The sequence below is a fragment of the Streptomyces sp. NPDC042100 genome (assembly GCF_055582325.1).
On the sequence record NZ_JBVJDK010000001.1, the window covers coordinates 706,765 to 729,082 of the forward strand.

The 22,318-nt window shown below is 73.9% G+C and carries 21 protein-coding genes; 12 read left to right on the forward strand and 9 right to left on the reverse strand.

All coding sequences use genetic code 11. The annotated features are described in order from the left end of the window. Positions 1-14 precede the first annotated feature (14 nt). The 3 genes from ACZ6J5_RS03405 to hutH all read left to right on the forward strand — a co-directional run bounded on the left by ACZ6J5_RS03405 (position 15) and on the right by hutH (position 4,090). Complete coding sequence (locus ACZ6J5_RS03405; RefSeq protein ID WP_469387106.1) at positions 15-836, forward strand: enoyl-CoA hydratase/isomerase family protein; 822 nt, start codon at positions 15-17, stop codon at positions 834-836. Between the two features lie 122 nt (positions 837-958). Continuing rightward, positions 959-2,074 (forward strand): GGDEF domain-containing protein, encoded by a 1,116-nt coding sequence (locus ACZ6J5_RS03410; RefSeq protein ID WP_469387108.1) that lies wholly within the window; start codon positions 959-961, stop codon positions 2,072-2,074. A gap of 474 nt (positions 2,075-2,548) precedes the next feature. After that, the gene (gene hutH, locus ACZ6J5_RS03415; RefSeq protein WP_469387439.1) at positions 2,549-4,090 is read left to right on the forward strand and encodes a histidine ammonia-lyase; all 1,542 of its coding nucleotides are present in this window, start codon (positions 2,549-2,551) and stop codon (positions 4,088-4,090) included. 135 nt (positions 4,091-4,225) lie between these two features. On the opposite strand, the gene ACZ6J5_RS03420 is transcribed toward hutH, so the two are convergent. Further along, the gene (locus tag ACZ6J5_RS03420; RefSeq protein ID WP_469387110.1) at positions 4,226-4,495 is read right to left on the reverse strand and encodes a hypothetical protein; all 270 of its coding nucleotides are present in this window, start codon (positions 4,493-4,495) and stop codon (positions 4,226-4,228) included. A 109-nt stretch (positions 4,496-4,604) separates the two neighbouring features. Here ACZ6J5_RS03420 and ACZ6J5_RS03425 point away from each other — a divergent pair, with 109 nt between their 5' ends. Then, on the forward strand, positions 4,605-4,946 hold the full coding sequence (locus ACZ6J5_RS03425; protein WP_469387112.1) for a hypothetical protein: 342 nt from the start codon (positions 4,605-4,607) through the stop codon (positions 4,944-4,946). 202 nt (positions 4,947-5,148) lie between these two features. Then, a complete protein-coding gene (locus tag ACZ6J5_RS03430; RefSeq protein WP_469387114.1) occupies positions 5,149-6,417 on the forward strand; it encodes a L,D-transpeptidase in 1,269 nt (422 codons plus the stop codon). Between the two features lie 72 nt (positions 6,418-6,489). Here ACZ6J5_RS03430 and ACZ6J5_RS03435 read toward each other — a convergent pair whose 3' ends face one another. Beyond that, the gene (locus ACZ6J5_RS03435; RefSeq protein WP_469387116.1) at positions 6,490-7,365 is read right to left on the reverse strand and encodes a helix-turn-helix domain-containing protein; all 876 of its coding nucleotides are present in this window, start codon (positions 7,363-7,365) and stop codon (positions 6,490-6,492) included. A gap of 129 nt (positions 7,366-7,494) precedes the next feature. Between ACZ6J5_RS03435 and ACZ6J5_RS03440 the strand changes: the two genes are divergently transcribed. The 3 genes from ACZ6J5_RS03440 to ACZ6J5_RS03450 all read left to right on the forward strand — a co-directional run bounded on the left by ACZ6J5_RS03440 (position 7,495) and on the right by ACZ6J5_RS03450 (position 9,379). Next, entirely contained in the window at positions 7,495-8,538 is a 1,044-nt protein-coding gene (locus tag ACZ6J5_RS03440) for an NAD(P)-dependent alcohol dehydrogenase (protein WP_469387118.1), read from the forward strand. 106 nt (positions 8,539-8,644) lie between these two features. After that, the gene (locus ACZ6J5_RS03445; protein ID WP_469387120.1) at positions 8,645-9,034 is read left to right on the forward strand and encodes a DUF1330 domain-containing protein; all 390 of its coding nucleotides are present in this window, start codon (positions 8,645-8,647) and stop codon (positions 9,032-9,034) included. Positions 9,035-9,115: 81 nt separating this feature from the next. After that, positions 9,116-9,379 (forward strand): hypothetical protein, encoded by a 264-nt coding sequence (locus tag ACZ6J5_RS03450; RefSeq protein ID WP_469387122.1) that lies wholly within the window; start codon positions 9,116-9,118, stop codon positions 9,377-9,379. 7 nt (positions 9,380-9,386) lie between these two features. Here ACZ6J5_RS03450 and msrA read toward each other — a convergent pair whose 3' ends face one another. Then, positions 9,387-10,046: a peptide-methionine (S)-S-oxide reductase MsrA gene (gene msrA, locus ACZ6J5_RS03455; protein WP_469387124.1), complete on the reverse strand. Its 660-nt coding sequence runs from the start codon at positions 10,044-10,046 to the stop codon at positions 9,387-9,389. A 96-nt stretch (positions 10,047-10,142) separates the two neighbouring features. Next, positions 10,143-11,249, reverse strand: a complete 1,107-nt coding sequence (locus tag ACZ6J5_RS03460; protein ID WP_469387126.1) for a hypothetical protein — start codon at positions 11,247-11,249, stop codon at positions 10,143-10,145. Positions 11,250-11,321: 72 nt separating this feature from the next. Between ACZ6J5_RS03460 and ACZ6J5_RS03465 the strand changes: the two genes are divergently transcribed. Beyond that, positions 11,322-12,476, forward strand: coding sequence for a cystathionine gamma-synthase (locus ACZ6J5_RS03465; RefSeq protein ID WP_469387128.1), 1,155 nt, complete (start codon positions 11,322-11,324; stop codon positions 12,474-12,476). Positions 12,477-12,519: 43 nt separating this feature from the next. On the opposite strand, the gene ACZ6J5_RS03470 is transcribed toward ACZ6J5_RS03465, so the two are convergent. The 3 genes from ACZ6J5_RS03470 to ACZ6J5_RS03480 are packed head-to-tail and all read right to left on the reverse strand — an operon-like array spanning position 12,520 to position 13,791. Then, complete coding sequence (locus tag ACZ6J5_RS03470; protein ID WP_469387130.1) at positions 12,520-12,771, reverse strand: hypothetical protein; 252 nt, start codon at positions 12,769-12,771, stop codon at positions 12,520-12,522. Continuing rightward, a complete protein-coding gene (locus tag ACZ6J5_RS03475) occupies positions 12,768-13,232 on the reverse strand; it encodes a sigma factor-like helix-turn-helix DNA-binding protein (RefSeq protein ID WP_469387132.1) in 465 nt (154 codons plus the stop codon). Before ACZ6J5_RS03475 ends, ACZ6J5_RS03470 begins: the two co-directional genes overlap by 4 nt. Before the next feature lie 31 nt (positions 13,233-13,263). Continuing rightward, positions 13,264-13,791, reverse strand: a complete 528-nt coding sequence (locus tag ACZ6J5_RS03480; RefSeq protein ID WP_362472986.1) for a MarR family winged helix-turn-helix transcriptional regulator — start codon at positions 13,789-13,791, stop codon at positions 13,264-13,266. A 170-nt stretch (positions 13,792-13,961) separates the two neighbouring features. Between ACZ6J5_RS03480 and ilvA the strand changes: the two genes are divergently transcribed. From ilvA to ACZ6J5_RS03495, 3 genes are all read left to right on the forward strand, one after another. Then, positions 13,962-15,194, forward strand: a complete 1,233-nt coding sequence (gene ilvA, locus ACZ6J5_RS03485) for a threonine ammonia-lyase (protein ID WP_469387134.1) — start codon at positions 13,962-13,964, stop codon at positions 15,192-15,194. A 231-nt stretch (positions 15,195-15,425) separates the two neighbouring features. Then, a complete protein-coding gene (locus ACZ6J5_RS03490) occupies positions 15,426-16,484 on the forward strand; it encodes an ATP-binding cassette domain-containing protein (protein ID WP_469387136.1) in 1,059 nt (352 codons plus the stop codon). Continuing rightward, a complete protein-coding gene (locus ACZ6J5_RS03495) occupies positions 16,481-17,344 on the forward strand; it encodes an ABC transporter permease (RefSeq protein ID WP_469387138.1) in 864 nt (287 codons plus the stop codon). Before ACZ6J5_RS03490 ends, ACZ6J5_RS03495 begins: the two co-directional genes overlap by 4 nt. 52 nt (positions 17,345-17,396) lie before the next feature. Here the strand turns inward: ACZ6J5_RS03495 and ACZ6J5_RS03500 are convergent, their stop codons facing one another. Further along, the gene (locus ACZ6J5_RS03500) at positions 17,397-19,811 is read right to left on the reverse strand and encodes a protein kinase domain-containing protein (RefSeq protein WP_469387140.1); all 2,415 of its coding nucleotides are present in this window, start codon (positions 19,809-19,811) and stop codon (positions 17,397-17,399) included. A gap of 23 nt (positions 19,812-19,834) precedes the next feature. Next, entirely contained in the window at positions 19,835-22,246 is a 2,412-nt protein-coding gene (locus ACZ6J5_RS03505) for a protein kinase domain-containing protein (RefSeq protein ID WP_469387142.1), read from the reverse strand. Positions 22,247-22,318 lie beyond the last annotated feature (72 nt).

Sequence of the window (22,318 nt, forward strand, 5' to 3'; positions counted from 1 at the left end):
GAGGGCGTGCGGTCATGGCGGAGCAGTCGGAAGAGCGGTCGGAGCAGCGGTCGGAAGAGCGTTTCGGTGAGTTCGTCGCGGTCCGCAGGGAGGGATTCGTCGCCGAGCTCGTCCTCGACCGGCCGAAGGCGATGAACGCCGTCTCCTCCGAGATGGCCCGCTCCCTCGGTGCCGCCTGCGCCGCGCTCGCCGCCGACCCGGCCGTCCGGGTCACGGTGCTGACCTCCTCGAACGACCGGGCCTTCTGCGTCGGCGCCGACCTCAAGGAGCGCAACTCCTTCAGCGACGCCGACCTGGTCCGGCAGCGGCCGACCGCCCGCGCGGCCTACACGGGCGTCCTGGAGCTGCCCATGCCGACCGTCGCCGCCGTACACGGCTTCGCCCTCGGCGGCGGCTTCGAGCTGGCGCTGGCCTGCGACGTGATCGTCGCCGACGCGACCGCCGTGGTCGGCCTGCCCGAGGTCTCCGTGGGCGTGATCCCCGGCGGTGGCGGTACGCAGCTGCTGCCGCGCCGGGTGGGCGCGGCCCGCGCGGCCGAACTGGTCTTCACGGCCCGCCGGGTGGAGGCCGCCGAGGCGCGCGAGCTGGGCCTGGTCGACGTGCTGGCGGAGGACGCCCGGACCGGCGCCCTGGAGCTGGCCGGCCGGATCGCGGCGAACTCGCCGGTCGGCCTGCGCGCGGCCAAGAAGGCGATGCGCCTGGGCCAGGGGCTGGACCTGCGGGCGGGCCTGGAGGTCGAGGACGCGGCCTGGCGCTCGGTGGCCTTCTCGGGCGACCGGGCGGAGGGCGTGGCGGCGTTCAACGAGAAGCGGAAGCCGAACTGGCCGGGGGAGTGACGGGGCCGCCGCACCCCTGACCTGACCCCTATTTGTCCCGATTACGTCATGATTTTCACTATATGTAACTTTCCGTGACGTCTCGAAAGGGAAAATGGATCAAACCTCCCTAAGCTGGAGGAATGGGTGAGGACGTGCGGCTGCGGGCCGTGGTGGCGCTGGCGCAGGCGATGGCGGCGGCGCACACCCCGCGAGAGTTCTGGAGGGCCGCGGCGCTGGGCGCCTGCGAGGCGCTCGGCGGCAGCTTCGCGGCGCTCTCGGTCTGGGAGCGGGACCACGGGCGCCTGCGCGTCCTGGTGAACGCGGGGGAACGGGCGGTCGGGGAGGAGGAGTTCCCGGACTCCGAGACGTATCCCGTGCACCAGTTCCCGGAGATCACCGAGTTCCTGCACGAGCAGTGGGCGGGCGGCGGCGAGCCCGACGCCTGGGTGGAGACCGCCTCCGACACGGTGCGGACCGGCCGGGTCGCCGGGCTGCGGCGGCGCGGGCGCGGCTGCTGCGTGGTCGCGCCGATCGTGCTGCACGGGCGGGCCTGGGGCGAGCTGTACGTGGCGCGGCGGGCCGGGGAGGTGTGCTTCGACCGGGACGACGCGGACTTCGCGACGGTGCTCGCCGCCGTGGTCGCCGCCGGGATCGCGCAGTCGGAGCGGCTGGAGGAGGTCCGCAAGCTCGCCTTCACCGACCCGCTGACCGGGCTGGCCAACCGGCGGGCTGTGGACACCCGGCTCGACGAGGCGATCGAGCGCTACCGGGCCGACGGCTCGGTGGTGAGCCTCGTGGTGTGCGACCTCAACGGTCTGAAACGCGTCAACGACACGCACGGCCACGCGGTCGGCGACCGCCTGCTGGAACGATTCGGCTCCGTACTGTCACGGTGCGGGGCGCGGCTGTCGGGCGCGCTGGCGGCCCGCCTGGGCGGCGACGAGTTCTGCCTGCTCTCCGTGGGCCCCGGCGCCGACGAGGTGGTGGCCGTCGCCGAGGAGCTGTGCGTGCGGGCGGCGGAGCTGGAGCTGGGCGAAGGGGTGGCCTGCGGAGTCGCCTCGACCGGCGACCCGATCGGCCCGCTGAAGTCGGCCCGCCGGCTCTTCCGGCTCGCGGACGCGGCGCAGTACCAGGCGAAGGCGGCCCGCTCCCCGAAGCCGGTGGTGGCGGGCCGCGACGGCACGGTCATCCGCCTGGCGGACGCCCCGCCGGGGGCGCGGGACCGCCGCCGCTTCCGGGACGCGCCCCCGGTGTAGGGGCGGCGGCGCGATGCCTCTTCCGGGCGGGTGCGGGGCCGGGGGCCTACCGGCGCCCGCCGAACGTCCACGCGTACACCTCGACGGCGGCGTACCCGTCCGCGCTCAGGACCGAGGCCGAGCACGAGGAAGAACGCCCCCTCGGACCGGTCCCCGGGGAACTCCCCCATGGTCCGCCCCCCGCCCGTCCAGCCCTTTCCGTCCGGCCCACTCCCTCCGGCCCACTCCCTCCGGCCCACTCCCTCCGGCCTCGTCCCTGCGGCCTCGTCCCTCCGGCCCCGCCCGCCGGGCCCCGCCGACGGGCCGGTCGGCGTACCTGTCGCCGTACCTGTCGGCGGGCCGGGCGGGCTACGGCGAGGCAGACTGGGACGGGCCGGGCCCACGTCACCCGGTAAGGGGCTGATAGCCGTCGAGCCGGTGACCGGTCCCCTAGTGACAGGTCACTCTTCAGTCCGTAGGGTGCTGAATATGGATATGCAGACTGTCGTCCTTGGGACGTCCGGCACCACCCCGCAGGACGTCATCGACGTCGCCCGCCACGGCGCGCGCGTCGAGCTGTCATCCGAGGCCGTCCAGGCGCTCACCGCCGCGCGCGCCACCGTGGACGCGCTCGCCGCGAAGCCCGAGCCGGTCTACGGCGTCTCCACCGGCTTCGGCGCCCTCGCCACCCGGCACATCGGCCACGAGCTGCGCGCCCAGCTCCAGCGCAACATCGTCCGCTCGCACGCCGCCGGCATGGGCCCGGCCGTCGAGCGCGAGGTCGTCCGCGCGCTGATGTTCCTGCGCCTGAAGACCGTCGCCTCCGGCCACACCGGCGTCCGCCCCGAGGTCGCGCAGACCATGGCCGACCTGCTCAACGCGGGCATCACCCCGGTCGTCCACGAGTACGGCTCGCTCGGCTGCTCCGGCGACCTCGCGCCGCTCTCCCACTGCGCCCTCGCGCTCATGGGCGAGGGCGACGCCGAGGGCCCCGACGGCGTCGTCAAGCCCGCCGGCGAGCTGCTCGCCGCCGCCGGCATCGCCCCCGTCGAGCTGCGCGAGAAGGAGGGCCTGGCCCTCCTCAACGGCACCGACGGCATGCTCGGCATGCTGGTCATGGCCCTCGCCGACCTCGACACCCTCTACAAGTCGGCCGACATCACCGCGGCCCTCTCCCTGGAGGCCCTGCTCGGCACCGAGAAGGTGCTGGAGCCCGAGCTGCACGCCATCCGCCCGCACCCGGGCCAGGCCGCCTCCGCCGCCAACATGCTCGCCGTCCTCAAGGGCTCCGAGCTCACCGGCCACTTCCAGAGTGGCGAGGCCCCCCGCGTCCAGGACGCCTACTCCGTGCGCTGCGCCCCCCAGGTCGCCGGCGCGGGCCGGGACACCATGGCGCACGCCCGCCTGGTCGCCGAGCGCGAGCTGGCCGCCGCCGTCGACAACCCGGTCGTGCTGGCCAACGGCGAGGTCCGCTCCAACGGCAACTTCCACGGCGCCCCCGTCGCGTACGTCCTCGACTTCCTCGCCATCGCCGCCGCCGACCTCGGCTCCATCGCCGAGCGCCGCACCGACCGGCTGCTCGACAAGAACCGCTCGCACGGCCTGCCGCCCTTCCTCGCCGACGACGCCGGTGTCGACTCGGGCCTGATGATCGCCCAGTACACCCAGGCCGCGCTGGTCAGCGAGATGAAGCGGCTCGCCGTCCCGGCCTCCGCCGACTCCATCCCCTCCTCCGCCATGCAGGAGGACCACGTCTCCATGGGCTGGTCCGCCGCCCGCAAGCTGCGCACCGCGATCGGCAACCTCAACCGGATCATCGCCGTCGAGCTGTACGCGGCCACCCGAGGCATCGAGCTGCGCCACGGGCTGACCCCCGCCCCCGCCTCCCGCGCCGCCATCGAGGCGCTGCGCGCGGCCGGGGTCCAGGGGCCCGGGCCGGACCGTTTCCTCGCCCCCGACCTGGCCGCCGCCGACGCGTTCGTGCGCGAGGGCGCCCTCGTCGCCGCCGTCGAGCCGGTCACGGGACCGCTCGCGTAGGGCGTAGGCCGCCCGCGACGCGTACGCAGCCCACACCGCGTACGCACACAAGGCGCGCCGCGTACGTACGCCAGGCGCGCCACGCACGCCACGACAGCCGCACGGAGCCTCGCCCCGTGCGGCTGTCGCGTGTGCTCAGGAGGACCGGTCGCCCCGCCGCATCGCCAGCGTCACGAAACCCGCGCCGACCCCCAGGAACGCCGTCCCGCCCAGCAGGTACGGGGTGGTGTCGAAGCCGCCGGTCTCGGCGAGCCGGGAGTCCTGGTCCGCCTCGGTGCCGGTGGTTCTGCCCCCGTCCCCCAGGGGCCGCTCGTCCGTGGCGTTCGCCGAGGGGACGAACCACAGGGCGCACAGGAGGGTCCCCGCGGCGGTGGCGGTGAGCAGCGGGCGTCGGGCGACGGACACGGTGTGGTGATCCCCCTTGCGGAAACCGCGAATTGGCCGGTGGGGCGATGCTAATGAACACACCGGGTCGCGGGAAAGCCGAGGCCGTCCGGCGCTCTACGCTCCGGCCATGAGCACATCCGAGACATCACGCTATGTACGCCTTCGGGTCGACCTGGTCCTGGAGATCGACGCCCCCGAGACCCTGACCGAGGCGGCCGAGGGCCGGATCGCCGCCGACACCTTCATGCCCGAGGAGGAGCGGAGCCACGCGCGGGCCGCCGTCGCCGAGGACAGCGCCGAGGCCCTCGCGTACCTCGTCGAGCCCTACGACCTGGTCGGCACCGTCCCCGGCGTCGAGCTCGTCCAGGCCTCCTGGAGCAGCGAGGAGATCGAATACGACCCCGATGCGATGGAGTGGGACCTCGAGGACGAAGATGGTGCGCGGGAAGACGACGAGGACCGCGCCTGACCCCGGACGACCCGCGCCGCGGGGCCCCGGGACGGCGGCGTCCCGGGGCCCCGCGGCGTATCCGCGCCGGGGCAGGGAACCGGATCCTCCGCCGGTGCGTGTCGGACAGTGGTGCCCGTAGTGGTCTTCCCCACAAACCCACCGGTAGCGGAACCGGAGGGCAGACATGGGTGTTTCAGTAGGAAGTCAGGAATCGGCGGCGATGGAGAAGCGTGTGATGACGGACGGCAAGCGTCGTAAGAGCCTGGCCGCGGCGGCCGCGGTACTCGGCGGCGTGCTGGTGCTGACGGCGTGCAACGACGGCGACAAGGGCAGCGCCTCCGACGCCTCCCAGAGCGCCCAGTCGCAGGCCCAGGTCGACGAGGCAGCCGCGCAGAAGACCTCCAAGGCGCAGATCACCATCGCGCCGAAGAACGGCTCCCAGAACGCGTCGATCAACAACGACGCCAAGGTCACCGTCACCGACGGCAAGCTGACCGACGTCAAGATGACCACCGCCGAGGGCGCCGCCGTCGAGGGCCGTATATCGGCCGACGGCCTCAGCTGGGAGCCGACCGGGCAGCTCAAGCGCGCCACCGTCTACAAGATCGCGGCGACCGCCCAGGACACCGCCGGTCTGGAGGCGCACGAGAACGCGTCCTTCACCACGGTCTCCCAGGCCAACAGCTTCATCGGCAACTTCACGCCGGAGGACGGCTCGACCGTCGGCGTCGGTATGCCGGTCTCGGTCACCTTCAACAAGGCGATCACCGACAAGAAGGCCGTCCAGGGCGGCATCAAGGTCTCCTCCAGCTCCGGCGAGGAGGTCGTCGGCCACTGGTTCAACTCGCAGCGGCTCGACTTCCGCCCCGAGAAGTACTGGACCGAGAACTCCACCGTCACCCTGAAGCTCGACCTCGACGGCGTCGAGGGCGCGAAGGGCGTCTTCGGCGTCCAGCAGAAGACGGTCACCTTCAAGATCGGCCGCAACCAGGTCTCCACCGTCGACGTCGCCACCAAGACGATGACCGTGAAGCAGGACGGCAAGACGATCAAGACCATCCCGATCTCCGCCGGCTCCCCGGAGAACACCACCTACAACGGGCAGATGGTGATCTCCGAGAAGTTCAAGGAGACCCGGATGAACGGCGCCACCGTCGGCTTCACCGACTCCGACGGCAAGGGCGAGTACGACATCAAGGACGTGCCGCACGCCATGCGCCTGTCCACGTCGGGGACCTTCATCCACGGCAACTACTGGGGCTCCCGCTCGATCTTCGGCTCCGTGAACACCAGCCACGGCTGCGTGGGCCTCGCCGACGTCAAGGGCGCCGGCGACCCGAACCAGCAGGCCGCCTGGTTCTACGACAAGTCGATCATCGGCGACGTCGTCATCGTCAAGAACTCCAAGGACAAGACGATCGCGCCCGACAACGGCCTCAACGGCTGGAACATGAACTGGTCCGCGTGGAAGGCCGGCTCCGCCGTCTGATCCGCCCGCACGCGTGAGGAAGCGGCCCCCTCGGACTCCGGTCCGAGGGGGCCGCTCTCCTTGAGCCCGCCGCTACTTCCGCACGTCCGCGGCCTCGTCGTGCTCGTCCACGCCCCACTGCGCCAGCAGCCGCAGCGCGTCCGCCGAGGGCGAGCCCGGCTCCGCGTGATACGTCACCAGCATCAGGTCCGGGTCGTCCCCGGACACCTTCAGCGACTCGTACGACAGGGTCATCTCGCCCACCAGCGGATGCCGCACCCGCTTCGTCCCGTGCCCCTTGTCGGTCACCGTGTGCGCCGCCCACAGCGAGCGGAACTCCTCGCTCCGGACCGAGAGTTCGCCCACCAGCGCCAGCAGCTCCTGATCGTCCGGGTGCAGCCCCGCGTACAGCCGGAGCACGCTCACCACCTCGATCGCCTTGCACTCCCAGTCGACGTACAGGTCGCGCGCGTTGGGGTCCAGGAAGACCAGCCGGGCCATGTTCCGCTCGCGCGGCTCCCAGGCCGCGAAATCGCCCATCAGGGCCCGCGCCATGCGGTTCCAGGCCAGGATGTCGCCGCGCCGCCCCAGCACGAAGGCGGGCACGCCCTCCATCGAGTCCAGGAGCTGCCGCAGCCCCGCCCGCACCTTCTGCGGACGCGCGACGGCCGCCTTCTGCCGCTTCTTCACCGTCGGCTTCGCCAGGTGCGTCAGATGCGCCCGCTCCGTGTCGCTCAGCCGCAGCGCCCGCGCGATCGAGTCCAGCACCTCCATGGACACATTGCGCCCGTTGCCCTGTTCGAGCCGGGTGTAGTACGCCACCGACACCCCGGCGAGCTGCGCCAGCTCCTCCCGGCGCAGCCCCGGCACCCGCCGGTGCCGCCCGAACTCGGGCAGCCCCACGTCCTGCGGCTTCAGGCGCGCCCGGCGGGAGCGCAGGAATTCGCTGAGTTCCGCACTGAGGTCCATGTCTCCCCAGTATTCCCGCCCGGGGCCGCGGACGCGCGGACGAACCTGACCCTGCCAGTGGTAGGCACACCGGACATAGGCCGGGCAGTGGTCTGGGTAACGGCGCCCGGATCCGGCAGGCTTGCCGCCATGACCACGACCGTCTCCGCTTACGCGGCACCCGCAGCCAACGCCCCGCTGGAGCGCACCACCGTGCCGCGCCGGGCCGTCGGCGCACACGACGTCCTCATCGAGATCAAGTACGCCGGCATCTGCCACTCCGACATCCACCAGGCCCGCGACGGCTGGGGCGAGGGCATCTTCCCCATGGTGCCCGGCCACGAGATAGCCGGCATCGTCACCGAGGTCGGCTCCGGCGTCACCCGGCACGCGGTCGGCGACCGCGTCGGCGTCGGCTGCTTCGTCGACTCCTGCCGCACCTGCGAGTACTGCGAGCGCGGCCTGGAGCAGTACTGCGCCAACGGCGGCACCAGCACGTACAACGCCCTCGACCAGCACGGCGAGCCCACCTACGGCGGCTACTCGACCCACATCGTCGTCGACGAGAACTACGCCCTGCGCATCCCCGAGGGCATCTCCCTCGACGCCGCCGCGCCGCTGCTGTGCGCCGGCATCACCCTCTACTCGCCGCTCGCCCACTGGCAGGCGGGCCCCGGCAAGAAGGTCGCCATCGTCGGCCTCGGCGGCCTCGGGCACATGGGTGTCAAGATCGCACACGCGCTCGGCGCCGAGGTGACGGTGCTCAGCCAGTCCCTGAAGAAGCAGGAGGACGCCCGCCGGCTGGGCGCCGACCACTACTACGCCACCAGCGACCCGGCGACCTTCGAGACCCTGGCCGGCAGCTTCGACCTGGTCATCTCCACGGTCTCCGCGCCGCTCGACTTCGACGCCTACCTGAGCCTGGTCAAGACCGACGGCGCCCTGGTCAACGTGGGTGCGCCCGAGGAGCCGGTGAAGGTCAGCCTGTTCTCGCTGATCGGCGGGCGCAAGACGCTGGCGGGCTCGATGATCGGCGGCATCGCCGAGACCCAGGAGATGCTCGACTTCTGCGCCGCCCACGGCCTGGGCTCCGAGATCGAGGTGATCTCCGCGGACCGGATCAACGAGGCGTACGAGCGGGTCATCGCCTCCGACGTGCGCTACCGCTTCGTGATCGACGCGTCGACGATCTGACGCGCCGGCCGGGAGCCGGGGGCCGGGACCCCGGCTCCCGGCCCCCGCCTGGGCATGACCTTCCGGGTCATCGACCCCGGAGGCCGTGCCCGGGCACGCTGTCCCCATGACGACGACGCAGCGGCACCAGCCCCCGAAGACCCCCGCCCCCGCCTACGCGATCGGCAACCTGCGCCCGAAGCCCGTCCTCGACGAGGAGGTCTTCGACTACATGGAGCGCATCCAGGACACCCTGGACCCCTTCGGCGGACGCTTCCTGGTCCACGGCGCCCCCGAGCGCGAGGTCCGCGAGGGCGAGTGGCCCGGCGCCGTCGTGATCATCGCCTTCCCGAGCCTGGCCGACGCCCGGGGCTGGTACGACTCCGAGCCCTACCAGGCTCTGATACCGCTCCGCACCCGCCACATGACCGGCGACGTCCTCCTGATCGACGGCCTCCCCGAGGGCTACGCGGCGGCGACGACGGCGTCGTACCTGCGCTCCGCCGCCTCGGCCTGATCCCGCGCCGTCTACGATCCCCTGAAGAGGGGGAGTGAGCGCGATGGCGGGAACGGGGGCCTGTTCACAGGCTCCCCGCCGATGCCCGCGCCGCTGCTCGCGGTGCTCGCCGTCACGACGGCCCTGGTCACCTGGATCTGCTGGCGGCGCGAGGGGCCGCTGCGCCGCCTGTGGGCGGGCGGCGGGCCGCGCGACCGGGCCGCCGCCCTGGCGGTCCAGTGCGGCGGCCTCACCTTCGCGGCCGGGTACGGGCTGGGCGTGCAGCCGCTGTGGGCGGCGGGCTGGACGCTCGGCGCCGGCGCTGGCCTCTACCTGCTGCTCGCGGCCCGCGCCGACACCGCCTAGGAGGACGTCACTCCGCCGCCGCCACCCCGATCGGGCACGACACGCCCGTGCCGCCGATGCCGCAGTAGCCCGCCGGGTTCTTGTCCAGGTACTGCTGGTGGTAGCCCTCCGCCGGGTAGAAGGGGTTGCCGTCCGCCGGGAGGAGCTCCGTGGTGATCGTGCCGTAGCCCGAGCCGGTCAGGACCTTCTGGTAGGCCTCGCGCGAGGTCTCGGCCGAGGCGGCCTGCTCGGGGGAGTGGGTGTAGACGGCCGAGCGGTACTGGGTGCCCACGTCGTTGCCCTGGCGGAAGCCCTGGGTCGGGTTGTGCGACTCCCAGAACAGCTTCAGGAGCCGCTCGTACGAGACCTTCGACGGGTCGAAGACGACCCGGACGACCTCGGTGTGGCCGGTGAGGCCCGAGCAGACCTCCTCGTACACCGGGTTCGGCGTCGGGCCGCCCTGGTAGCCGACGAGGGTCGTGTACACGCCCTCGGTCTGCCAGAACTTGCGCTCGGCGCCCCAGAAGCAGCCCAGGCCGAAGTCCGCGACCTCCAGGCCCTCCGGATAGGGGCCGAGGAGCGGGGTGCCGAGGACGGTGTGCCGCTCCGGGACCGCGAACTCGGGCTCCGGGCGCCCGCGCAGGGCCTGGTCGGCGGTGGGGAGGACGGGGGTGCGGGACAGGAACATCGGGCATCTCTCCTCGACGGTCGTGGGGCTCCCCTCACAACAACGAGGGCCCCCGGCGGATTCCCGCCGGGGGCCCTCGCCTCGTACGAGGCCGGGTCAGCGCGCCAGCGTCGCCGGGCTGCCGCCGTTCGACTCGTAGCCCGCCACCGCCAGGTTCCGGTACACCGTGTACTCCAGCGCCGGGTCCCCGCTCAGCGTCCACGGCAGCGCGCCCACGTAGCCGTCCACCCGCACCAGCAGCCGCATGGCCTCCTCCCAGCGCTCCGCGCGGATCAGGAAGTGCACCAGCAGGTGCCGGACGTGCGCCAGCATCGGGTCGTCCTCGCGGGCCGAGTGCGCCGCGTACAGCGCGCCCTCCATCGCCTTCGACACCACCGCCGTGCGGTAGTAGTCCTGCACGATCACCAGGTCCGGCTGGTGCTCGAAGACCGCGAACAGCGGCAGCGCCGCCAGCAGCGAGCCGCGCGGGGCGCGGGCCGCCGCCGCGGTCGCGAAGTGGTCCGCCTCCTCCCGCGAGCCGTGCCACTTCTCGCACCAGTAGTGCAGCGCCGCCAGATGCGCCCCCATGTGCTGCGGCGCCCGGTCGATCACCTTCGCCCACAGCTGGTCGAACTGCTCGTGGGTGTCGCCGAGCCCGCGCGCGACCGCCAGCTCCGAGAGGTACGGGACGGGGTCGCCCGGCGCCGCCAGCGCGGCCTGGCCGCACGCGGCCCGCGCCTCCTCCAGGATGATCCGGAAGTCGTCCGTGCCCGCCGCCGAGGACCGCCACGCCTGCTGCACCAGGAACTCCGCGTACACCTGCGCGCAGCCCGGGTCCTTCGGGTCGTCGGCCCGCCAGGACCGCAGCCACGCCCCGCCGACACCCGGCCGCTCGGCCAGCTCCAGGGACGCGGCGCCCGCGAAGGCCTGGACCCGCTGCCAGCGCAGCTCGCCCTCCTTCGCGGTGCCCTTCAGGAGCTGGGAGGCGGCCCGCCAGTCCTGGGTCGCCTGCACGACGTCCAGCACGTCGAGCAGGTCGCGGTCGGGGCCGGGGAGCCGTACGTCCTGCTGTTCCTGCCGGAGGAAGCCGTACGCCTCCGGGTCCGCCGCATCGGGGGCGCCGGGCGCCACCTGCCGGATGCCGCCGCGGCGCCGCCGCAGCACGTAGGGGCCCAGGACGCCGAAGAGCAGCCCGAGCGCGATCAGGAACCACAGAATCTCCATGCGTCCATTGTCCAGGACGCCCGCTGGGACATACGGCGGCGGCGGGCGCCTCCCGGCACTACGCTCCTGACCATGAGCGACCAGCACTCCCACCAGAACTTCGAGACCCGCGCCATCCACGCGGGCAACACCGCCGACCCGCTGACCGGCGCGGTCGTCCCGCCCATCTACCAGGTGTCCACCTACAAGCAGGACGGCGTGGGCGGGCTCCGCGGCGGCTACGAGTACAGCCGCAGCGCCAACCCGACCCGGACCGCCCTGGAGGAGAACCTGGCGGCGCTGGAGGGCGGCCGGCGCGGCCTCGCCTTCGCCTCCGGCCTCGCCGCGGAGGACTGCCTGCTGCGCACCCTCCTCGTTCCCGGCGACCACGTGGTCATCCCCAACGACGCGTACGGCGGCACCTTCCGCCTCTTCGCCAAGGTCGTCGAGCGCTGGGGCGTGGACTTCTCCGTCGCGAACACCTCGGACATCGAGTCCGTGCGCGGCGCGCTCAACGAGCGTACGAAGCTGATCTGGGTCGAGACCCCGTCGAACCCGCTGCTCGGCATCACCGACATCGAGGCCGTCGCCGGCGTCGCCCGGCAGGCCGGCGTGAAGCTGGTCGTCGACAACACCTTCGCCTCGCCCTACCTCCAGCAGCCGCTGGCGCTCGGCGCGGACGTCGTCGTGCACTCCCTCACCAAGTACATGGGCGGCCACTCCGACGTCGTCGGCGGCGCCCTGGTGACGGCCGACGAGCAGCTCGGCGAGGAGCTGGCCTACCACCAGAACGCGATGGGCGCCGTGGCCGGCCCCTTCGACTCCTGGATCGTGCTGCGCGGCATCAAGACGCTCGCCGTCCGCATGGACCGGCACGCCGAGAACGCCGGCAAGATCGTCGAGATGCTGACCCAGCACCCGAAGGTCACCCAGGTCCTCTACCCGGGCCTGCCCGAGCACCCGGGCCACGAGGTCGCCGCCAAGCAGATGCGCAACTTCGGCGGCATGATCTCCTTCCGCGTCGAGGGCGGCGAGGAGGCGGCGGTCGAGGTCTGCGACCGCGCCAAGCTGTTCACCCTGGGCGAGTCCCTCGGCGGCGTCGAGTCGCTGATCGAGCACCCGGGCCGGATGACCCACGCCAGCGTCGCGGGCTCCGCCCTGGAGGTCCCGGCGGACCTGGTCCGCCTGTCCGTCGGCATCGAGAACGCCGACGACCTGCTCGCCGACCTGCGCGAGGCGCTCGGCTAGGACGGGCCGGGGGAAGGGGCCCCGGCCGTCCGGTCCGGGGCCCTCACCAGCCTTCGAGCGGCGGCGTCGTCCCGGCCGGCGGGGCCTCCCAGGGCCGCACCACCGAGGCCCAGACGACGAAGGCCGCGACCGCGAGGGCGAGCAGCGCCCACCCGGCCCGCCGCAGCGCCCGGTCCCGGTGCAGCAGCCGCACCCCCCGGGCCGCGGCCCGCGCGGCGAGGTCGCGCGGCACGCGCGGGTGCCCGCTCTCCAGCATCCGGCGGACCTCGTCCTCCTTGTGCTCGTGCCGGTTCACGAGGCGGCCCGCAGCGCGGTGACGGACCGGGCGCAGACCGCCCGCACCCGCTCCTCCGGCAGCCCGAGCAGCGCCGCGGTCTGCTCCTCGGCCACCCCCTCGTACAGCCGGAGCACGACGATCAGGCGCTCCTGCGGGGTGAGCGCGGAGAGCACCCCGCCGAGGCCCCGGTGGTACCGCCAGGCGGTGCGGGCGAAGCGGGTGGCCAGATCGGCGCGGGTGACCTCGTACGGATCCTCGCCGCGCAGCCTGCCCCACTGGACGTACGTGTGGGCGAGGGCGGCGGTGAGCAGCGCCTGGGCGCGCGGGTTGCGGTGCGCGGGCTCGGTGGTGAGCAGGGTCGCGGTCTGCAGCAGCCGGCCCGCCGCCCCGGCGACGAACGCGTCGAACTCCCGGGTGCGGTAGGCGTGTTCACCGCTCTGCCCGCTCCGGTCGGCCGGGCTGGATCTCCGCTCGCGCACCTCCTCATATGAGGCCAGCGCGCGCCCGGGGTCAAGACTCCGGCGCGGACTCCGCAGGGGCGGCGGGCTCCTGGACGACGGGCAGCCCCGACTGGCGTGCGGAGAGGGCCGAGTTGAAGCGCGTGAGCAGGGTGGTGAAGGATTCGCGCTCCTCGGGTGTCCAGCCCTCGGTGACCTCCGCCATGAGCTGCCGGCGGGAGAGCCGCACCTCCTCCAGGCGGGCCTGCCCGCGCGGGGAGAGCTGGAGCACGACGGCGCGCCCGTCCTCGGGGTGCGAGGTGCGCTTGACCAGGCCGGTGTCCACGAGCGGGGCGACCTGGCGGGTGACGGTGGAGGAGTCGATGCCCATGCCGGCGGCGAGCGCCTTGACGCCCATGGGCCCTTCCTGGTCGAGCCGGTTGAGCAGCAGGTACGCGGCCCGGTCCATCGAGTTGCGGAGCTGCCCGGTGCCGCCGAGCCGGGTCTGCTCGGCCCGTCTGGCGAAGACGGCCACCTGGTGCTGGAGGGCATCGAGGAGGCCGGGGTCAAGCTCTGTCGTCATGTCCTGAGATGTGGGCATGGCTGTGGGGGCTCTCTCGTGCGGTGGTCGGTTGGTGGGGGACAGAGTACGCGGACCCGCGCGGGTCCGTACCGGCGCTGCGCGATCCGGTCGGGAACGGGATCCCGGCCGGGCGGGGCAAGGGCTCGCCGGGCGGCCGGAGGGCGTGTGAACTGCGAAACTCGATGTAAATGACCTTCCGTACGCCAGACCCCTTTCAGCGCCTGATCCTCGACGATGTGCGCGGGGCGCAGAAGATGCTCGCCGGGGTGGCCCGGACCACCGCGCTGGAGTCCAGCCGCCACCTCTCCTCGCTGGTCGGGGCGCCGGTCCACCTGAAGTGCGAGAACCTCCAGCGGACCGGTTCCTTCAAACTGCGCGGCGCGTACGTGCGGATCGCGGGGCTGCGGCCCGAGCAGCGGGCGGCCGGGGTGGTCGCCGCGTCGGCGGGCAACCACGCGCAGGGCGTGGCGCTGGCCTCCTCGCTGCTCGGCGTGCACTCCACGGTCTTCATGCCGGTCGGCGCCCCGCTGCCGAAGGTGGCGGCGACCCGGGAGTACGGGGCGGACGTGCGGCTGCACGGGCACGTCGTGGACGAGACGCTGGCGGCGGCGGAGGAGTACGCGGCGCGGACCGGCGCGGTGTTCATCCACCCCTTCGACCACCCGGACGTCATCGCGGGCCAGGGCACGGTCGGCCTGGAGATCCTGGAGCAGTGCCCGGAGGTGCGGACGATCCTGGTGGGGGTCGGCGGCGGCGGGCTGGTGGCCGGGATCGGGCTCGCGGTGAAGTCGCTGCGGCCCGACGTGCGGGTGATCGGCGTGCAGGCGGAGGGGGCGGCGGCCTATCCGCCGTCGCTGGCGGCGGGGCACCCGGTGGCGGTGGAGTCGCCGGCCACGATGGCGGACGGGATCCGGGTGGGGCGGCCCGGGGACGTGCCGTTCGAGCTGGTCCGGGAGTTCGTGGACGAGGTCCGCACGGTGACGGAGGACCAGCTCGCGGCGGCGCTGCTGCTGTGCCTGGAGCGGGCGAAGCTGGTGGTGGAGCCGGCCGGGGCGAGCCCGGTGGCGGCGCTGCTGGCCGAGCCGCGGTCCTTCGGGCGGGGGCCGGTGGTGGCGGTGCTGTCGGGCGGGAACGTGGACCCGCTCCTGATGCAGCGGGTGCTGCGGCACGGCATGGTCGCCGGGGGCCGTTATCTGAGCCTGCGGGTGAAGGTGACCGACCGGCCGGGCGCGCTCGCGACGCTGCTCGCGGTGCTGACGGTGGTGGACGCCAACGTGCTCGACGTGGGCCACGTGCGGACCGACCCGAGGCTGGGGCTGACGGAGGTGGAGGTCGAGCTGCACCTGGAGACCAAGGGCCCGGAGCACTGCGCGGAGGTGGCGGAGGCGCTGCGGGACGCGGGGTACACGGTGCTGGGCTGAGGCGGGGGCCCGGGTGTCCGGGTGTCCGGGTGTCCGGGGGCCCGGGTGTCCGGTTGTCCACAGGGCTTGTGTGTCGCGATGTATCGCGTTAGCTTGTGGTCCGAGGTCGAGTGGTCCGCGTCACATATTCACTGGGCGCGGCCCGCCCGCCGTCCCTAGACTTGGACGGAAGCGCTTGAATCCGGCCAGAAGTGACAAGAGAATCCCGCCAAACTCGCTGGGAGAACCCACATGCACGGCGCGATCCACGCCGAGGGTCTGGTGAAGACCTTCGGCGACGTACGAGCTCTCGACGGGGTGGACCTGGACGTGCCCGAGGGCACCGTCCTGGGCCTCCTCGGACCGAACGGCGCGGGCAAGACCACCGCCGTCCGCGTGCTCACCACCCTGCTCCAGCCCGACAGCGGCAGGGCCGTCGTCGCCGGGATCGACGTGCTCAAGCATCCCAACGAGGTGCGGCGCTCCATAGGCCTGTCCGGCCAGTTCGCCGCCGTGGACGAGTATCTGACGGGCCGGGAGAACCTCCAGATGGTCGGCCAGCTGTACCAGATGAGCGGCAAGGCGGCGAAGAAGCGGGCCGGCGAGCTGCTCGACCGCTTCCACCTCGCCGACGCCGCCGACCGCCCCGCCAAGACGTACTCCGGCGGCATGCGCAGGCGCCTCGACCTGGCCGCCGCCCTGGTCGTCTCGCCGCCCGTCATGTTCATGGACGAGCCCACCACCGGCCTGGACCCGCGCAACCGGCAGGCCCTGTGGGAGGTCATCCAGGAGCTCGTCGCGGGCGGCACCACCCTCCTGCTCACCACGCAGTATCTGGAGGAGGCCGACCACCTCGCCCACGACATCTGCGTCGTCGACCACGGCAAGGTCATCGCCCGCGGCACCTCCGACCAGCTCAAGGCCCAGACCGGCGGCGAGCGCGTCGAAGTCGTCGTGCACACCCGCGCGATGATCCCGCCGGCCCGCGAGGTCCTCGCCCGCCACGGGGTGGCGGGCATCGGCCGGGGCGAGGTCTCCGTGGAGGACCACACCCGCCGGCTCACCGTCCCGGTCTCCGGCGGCGCCAAGCTGCTCGCCGAGGTCATCCGCGAGCTGGACGCCGTCGGCGTCGAGATCGACGACATCGGACTGCGCCGCCCCACCCTCGACGACGTCTTCCTCTCCCTCACCGGCCACACCGCGGAGGGGACCGAAGACGACCCCGACGACCCCGACGACCTCGGCGGCTCCGGAGGCGGCGGTGGCGGTGCCGGCCGTGAGCGCGCCAAGGTGACGGAGGCGGCCTCGTGACCACCCTCACCGACACCGCGCCCCGCCCCCGCTCCAAGCCGCGCGGCGCCGTCGCCCAGTCGATCCACGACTCGCTGGTCGTCACCAAGCGCAATCTGATCCGGATGATGCGCATCCCCGAGATGATCATCTTCGGGCTGATCCAGCCCGTGATGTTCGTGATCCTCTTCACGTACGTCTTCGGCGGCTCGATGCAGATCGGGAACACCACCGACCCGGACGTCTACAAGAACTTCCTGATGGCCGGCATCTTCGCCCAGACGGTCACCTTCGCCACGGCCGGCGCGGGCGCGGGCATCGCCGACGACATGCACAAGGGCCTCATCGACCGCTTCCGCTCCCTGCCGATGGCCCGGGGCGCCGTGCTCACCGGGCGGACCCTCGCCGACCTGGTGCAGACGGCCCTGACCCTCACCGTCCTCGCGCTCGTCGCCCTGCTCGTCGGCTGGCGCCCCGGCTCGGACGCGCCGACCAACTTCGCGAAGGTCATGGCCGGCTTCGGCCTGCTGCTCCTGCTCGGCTACGCCTTCACCTGGATCGGCGCGCTGATCGGGCTGTCCGTGCGCACCCCCGAGGCGGCGACCTCCGGCGGACTGATCTGGCTCTTCCCGGTCACCTTCATCTCCAACGCGTTCGTGGACTCCAGCAAGCTGCCCGGCTGGCTCCAGCCGGTCGCCGAGTGGAACCCGTTCAGCGCCACCGTCCAGGCCTGCCGCAAGCTCTTCGGCAATCCCGGCCTGTCCACCTCCGACGCCTGGCCGATGCAGAACCCGGTGTGGGCCTCGCTGATCTACTCGGTCCTCATCGTGGTGGTCTTCCGCACGCTGTCGGTGCGCAAGTACCGGTCGGCGGCGGTGTGACGGGCGCGCGGGCGGTCGTGCGGGCGGGCGCGAGGGCGGGCGCTCGGGTCGCTCAGCTCGCCGAGGGGAGATAGACGGAGATCACCAGGCCGTCGGAGAAGGGCACGAACACGGCCCCTCCGGCGGCCAGTGCCGGTCCGGGGGTCAGGGCGCTCTCGCTGACGCCCTCGGGCACGGTGGCCGCCGAGACCGGGATGTCCTCCGTCCGCGCCGGAGGTCCGGCCGCGGGGAACGAGGTCACCTGGTTCTGGCCGGTGGCCACCACCCGGTCTCCGGCGAAGAACGCCTGGGTCGGGTCGGCGCGGAAGGCCATCGCCGTCGCGAGCCACCGTTCCCGGCCGCTCGCCAGGTCGTAGGCGACCATCTCCTTGTCGTTATCGGTCCGGCCGAGCGTCACCGCCACGGTCCCGTCCGCCCGCACCGCCGGGGTGCCCGTGATCCACCGGCCCGCGCCCAGGGTGCGCTTCCGCTTCAGGGTCCGCGCGTCGAGCACGGGCATCCCCCGGTCCTGGTCGCCCGGGCAGAGCACGGAGTCCCCGTGCACCACGATCTCGCCGCACTCGATCCCGGCCGCCGCGCGCGCCGACTCCTTGCCGGTGAGGGCGTCGAGCGCCACCGGTGTCGCCACGTGGACCGGTACGTACACCCGGCCCCCGCCCGCCACGGGCTGTTCCGGAATGGCGTCGAGCGGGGTCCGCCACAGCTCCCGGCCCGCGCCCTTCCCGTCGAGCCGAACGGCCGCCACCAGCCCGGTGCCCCGGCCCCGCCGGTCGAGGTACGCGGAGTAGAGCACGCCGTCGAGCAGGTCGGACCCCTTGATCGCCCAGTCGCTCCCGGGCGCCGCGATCTCGCCCCTCCGGCGCCCGTCCTCAAGTCCGTACGCGGTGATCCCGGTCGGGCCCGTGACGTACGCGGTGTCGCCGACCACCGCCGGGTGCCCCGCCGAGGACGGCTGCCCCGGCGCGCCGGGCGCCTCCCGTCCCGGCACCGACCACAGCCGGGTGCCGTCCGCCGCCCGCAGCGCCACCGCCGCGCCGCCGGGGCCGACGCAGAGCAGCACCTTCGGGGCGAGCGAGCACGTGTCCGTGCCCGGATCCGTCTTCGCGGTCCACGGTGACCAGCCCGCCGGACGCGACGCCCGGTCCGTGCCCGCCGTCCCGTAGTCGCCGGTGTGCCCCGCGCCCCCGTACGGCAGGATCACCCGGCTCAGCGTGCTCGGCGCCGCCGGTCCGGGGGCGCTCGTGGACGGTGCGGAGCTCCCCGACGCCCCCGGCCCGCCCGCGCCGTCCTGCCCGCCGCCGCCCCGGCCGAGGAACACCACCCCGGCCGCGGCCACCACGGCCACCGCCACCACGGCCGCCGAGACCGCCGCCCAGGGCCGCCGGCGCGGCGCGGGCCCCGGGGCGGCGGGCTGGTAGCCGACCGCCGTGGGGGAGTACGGCACCACCGGCGCCAGCGTCGGCAGCTCCGCCACGCCCGCCCCCGACGCGGCCTCTTCGCCGACCACCCGCGCGGCCTCGCCGTACGAGGCGAGCAGCGACAGCACCCCGGAGGGCCACGGGAAGACCTCGGCGGCCTCGGCGGCGGCCTCCTCCGCCGAGCCGCCGACCGACGGCCCCGACGGCCCCGACGGCCCCGACGGCTCCCCAGGCCCCAGCAGCTCCACCAGCTCCGCCGCCGAGGGCCGCCCGGCCGGGTCCAGCCGCAGGCACCGCTCGACGACCGGCCGCAACTCCGCCGGAACGCCGTCGAGTTCGGCCTCGGCGCGGCTGATCCGGTAGATCACCGCCGCCATCTCGTCGTCGTGGAACGGCCCCCGCCCGCTCGCCGCGAACGCCAGCACCGCGCCCAGGCAGAACACGTCCGACGCGGGCACCACGGCCCGGCTGCCGGTCAGGTGCTCCGGCGACATGAAGCCGGGCGAGCCGACCACCAGCCCCGTCGAGGTCAGCGCCGTAGCCTCGAAGGCCTGCGCGATGCCGAAGTCGATCAGCTTCGGCCCGTCCGCGCCGAGCAGCACGTTCGCCGGCTTCAGGTCCCGGTGCAGCACCTGGACGCCGTGCACGGCGTCCAGCGCCCGCGCCAGGGTGGCCCCGAGCGCCCGCGCCGCCGCGACCGGCAGCGGCCCGGACCGGACGACGGCCTCGGCGAGCGAGGGACCGGGCACGTACTCGGTCGCCAGCCACGGCACCGCCGCCTCCGCGTCGGCGTCCACGAGCCGCGCCGCGTAGGGGCTGTCCACCGCCCGCGCCGCCGTGATCTCGCGCCGGAAGCGGGTCCGGAAGTCCGCGTCGGCGTCCAGGTCCTCGCGCACGGTCTTCACGGCGACCATCCGGTGCGGATCGGCCGTCGGCGCGTCCGCCCGGCAGGCCAGGTGGACCTCCCCCATGCCGCCCGCGCCGAGCCGGGCGAGCAGCCGGTAGGGGCCGACGAGCCGCGGGGGTCCCGCGGGGAGTGCTTCCAGCACGGCGAGGCGCCTTTCCGAAGGTCTCAGCGGGGGAGCGCGACCGAGGCGACGACGCCCTGGTCGTAGACGAGGTAGGCGAGGCCGCCCACGGGCAGCACGTCGGGGGCGCGCAGCCGCCGGGCGTAGAGGTAGCCGATGCTCGGGTCGTACTCCTTCCCCTCGACGCGCGCTCCCGGCGCCCCCGGCACCGGGGTGACCTTCAGGTCCCCGGGCCTGCCGTCCGCGCCGATCCGCACGGTGTACAGCGAGGTGTAGTCGCCGAACACCACCTGGTCGCCCGCGAGCAGCGGCGCCGAGGAGGCCTGGGAGCGCCCGGCGGGCGAGGCCTTCGCCGCGTACGAGCCGAGCTCCTTGCCGTCGCGCGGGTCGAAGAGCTTCAGGCCGCCCTTCGCGCCGGCGGACCCGGCCGCCAGCCGGTCGGTGGCGAAGGCCGGGACCACCCCGCCGGGCGGCGCCGGCAGCGTCTTCCTGACCTTGAGCGTCGTGGCGTCGAGGAGGTGCGCGCGTGCCGTGTTGCTGTTGTGGAAGGTGTCGACGCAGTACGCGTCCGCCCCGAACACCCGGATCTCCTCGCAGGCGCGCGCGGCGTCGTCCACCTGCCCGCGGATGGTCCCGGTCTTCGCGTCGTACGCGACGAGCCCGCCGTCGCTGAGCACGTACACGAGCCCCTTGGCGTAGGCGACGGGGCCGAAGTTCCGGGACTCGGCTTTGGACAGGACGATGTTGTTGAGCCCCTTCGTCCACAGCCGGCGCCCGTCGGTGAGGGAGTAGGCGAAGACGCTGACGTGCTCGCCGGCGTTCTGGTCGTCCCCGGTCTGCGCGGCGACGAGGACCACGTCGTCGGCGACCAGCGGGCGGCTGCGCTCGCCCTGCTCCGCCTGGGCCGCCGCCTTCCACTTCACCGCGCCGCTGCGCGCGTCCCGGACCTGGACCTCGCCGCCGAAGGCGAGCACGGCGACCCCGTCGTGGACGACCGGCCGGGTCGCCTCCTGGGCGATGAGGACCTGGCCGGTGGGGCTGATGTAGCTGTCCTGCGGGGCCCGCTCGTTGCCCGGATCCACCGCCCACAGCCTCTTCCCGTCCGCCGGGTCCAGTGCCTCGTACCGCCCGTCCGTCGTCCGGCACACCAGCGCCCGCTCGTTGCCCGAGCAGCCGAAGGCGGGCGCCGACAGCTTCGCGCGCCAGGGCTTCCAGCCGGCCGGGCGCTGGGCGGCGTTCTGCGGGACGAAGCCGGAGGCGTCGGCGAGGCCCTGGTCGTCGACGCCGGGCGCGCGCGGCCCGGCGGGCGCCTTCGGCGCGGCGGTGACGGGCTTCTCCGGGGGCGCGGGCTCCGGCCACAGCAGGTACGCGCCGAGCCCGCCGCCCAGGACGGCGAGGGCGGCCACGGCGGCGACCAGGGCGCGGCGGCGGCGCTTCGGCGAGGCGGGCGCGGGCGCGGGTGCCGGGGCCGGGCCGGTGGGCGCGACGGTGGGCGCGAAGTGCAGTCCGGGCGGCCCGGAGGTGACGACCGGGGCGGTGACCGGGACCTCCAGGAGCGGGCCGCCGGAGGCGACGAGCCGGGCGAGCTCCGCCCCGTACTCCCCGATGTGCTCGCGGACCGCGACCGGCCACCGCGGCGCCTGCCGCTCGCCGCCGAGCAGGCCGATCAGGACCTCGGGGGCGGGCCGGGCGGCCGGGTCGGCGGCCAGGCAGGCGCCGACGGCCTCGCGCAGCTCGGCGGGGAGCCGCGTGAGGTCGGGCTCGGCCTGGACGATCCGGTAGAGCACGGCGGCGACGGGGCCGTCGCCGAACGGGTCCTCGCCGGTGGCCGCGTAACAGAGGAGGGAGCCGAGGCAGAAGACGTCGGAGGCGGCGGTCACCCTCCGGGCGCCGGCCACGTGCTCGGGGGACATGAAGGAGGGGGTGCCGACCATCAGGCCGGTCGCGGTCATGGTGGTGGCGCCCTGGGCGCGGGCGATGCCGAAGTCGATCAGGCGCGGCCCGTCGACGGCGAGCATCACGTTGCCCGGCTTGAGGTCGCGGTGCAGCACCCCGGCGGCGTGCAGGTCGGCGAGGGCGCGGGCGACGCGCGCGCCGAGGGCGCGGACGGCGTCGGACGGCAGCGGCCCCGAGCGGCGGACGGCCTGGCCGAGGCTGGGTCCGGGGACGTACGCGGTGGCCAGCCAGGGCACCTCGGCGTCGGCGTCGCCGCCGACGGGTGCGGCGGCGTGCGGGCTGCGGACCATGCCGGCGATCCGGATCTCGCGGCGGAAGCGCTCACGGAAGGCGGGTTCGCCGGCCACGTCCCGGCGCACCGTCTTGACGGCGAAGAACTCGCCGGACGCGCTGTCCAGCCGGGCCAGGTAGACCTCACCCATGCCGCCGGCGCCGAGCCGGGCCAGCACCTCGTACGGGCCGATCCGCCGCGGCGCGCCCTCGCGCAGAACTCCCAGCACCTGCCCCGCCCCCCTCGTATGGCCTGCCGCCGCAGATCATTGCATGGGCATGGCGAAGGGCCGGCCCCTTCC

What these genes read in the sequence shown, in the direction of transcription:
- ACZ6J5_RS03440 (WP_469387118.1), top strand. Translation starts at nt 7,495, where the DNA reads ATGACCACGACCGTCTCCGCTTACGCGGCACCCGCAGCCAACGCCCCG.
- ACZ6J5_RS03465 (WP_469387128.1), top strand. Translation starts at nt 11,322, where the DNA reads ATGAGCGACCAGCACTCCCACCAGAACTTCGAGACCCGCGCCATCCAC.
- ACZ6J5_RS03405 (WP_469387106.1), top strand. Translation starts at nt 15, where the DNA reads ATGGCGGAGCAGTCGGAAGAGCGGTCGGAGCAGCGGTCGGAAGAGCGT.
- ilvA (WP_469387134.1), top strand. Translation starts at nt 13,962, where the DNA reads ATGACCTTCCGTACGCCAGACCCCTTTCAGCGCCTGATCCTCGACGAT.
- ACZ6J5_RS03460 (WP_469387126.1), bottom strand. Translation starts at nt 11,249, where the DNA reads ATGGAGATTCTGTGGTTCCTGATCGCGCTCGGGCTGCTCTTCGGCGTC.
- ACZ6J5_RS03430 (WP_469387114.1), top strand. Translation starts at nt 5,149, where the DNA reads ATGGAGAAGCGTGTGATGACGGACGGCAAGCGTCGTAAGAGCCTGGCC.
- ACZ6J5_RS03445 (WP_469387120.1), top strand. Translation starts at nt 8,645, where the DNA reads ATGACGACGACGCAGCGGCACCAGCCCCCGAAGACCCCCGCCCCCGCC.
- hutH (WP_469387439.1), top strand. Translation starts at nt 2,549, where the DNA reads ATGCAGACTGTCGTCCTTGGGACGTCCGGCACCACCCCGCAGGACGTC.
- ACZ6J5_RS03450 (WP_469387122.1), top strand. Translation starts at nt 9,116, where the DNA reads ATGCCCGCGCCGCTGCTCGCGGTGCTCGCCGTCACGACGGCCCTGGTC.
- ACZ6J5_RS03425 (WP_469387112.1), top strand. Translation starts at nt 4,605, where the DNA reads ATGAGCACATCCGAGACATCACGCTATGTACGCCTTCGGGTCGACCTG.
- msrA (WP_469387124.1), bottom strand. Translation starts at nt 10,046, where the DNA reads ATGTTCCTGTCCCGCACCCCCGTCCTCCCCACCGCCGACCAGGCCCTG.
- ACZ6J5_RS03480 (WP_362472986.1), bottom strand. Translation starts at nt 13,791, where the DNA reads ATGCCCACATCTCAGGACATGACGACAGAGCTTGACCCCGGCCTCCTC.
- ACZ6J5_RS03435 (WP_469387116.1), bottom strand. Translation starts at nt 7,365, where the DNA reads ATGGACCTCAGTGCGGAACTCAGCGAATTCCTGCGCTCCCGCCGGGCG.
- ACZ6J5_RS03490 (WP_469387136.1), top strand. Translation starts at nt 15,426, where the DNA reads ATGCACGGCGCGATCCACGCCGAGGGTCTGGTGAAGACCTTCGGCGAC.
- ACZ6J5_RS03410 (WP_469387108.1), top strand. Translation starts at nt 959, where the DNA reads ATGGGTGAGGACGTGCGGCTGCGGGCCGTGGTGGCGCTGGCGCAGGCG.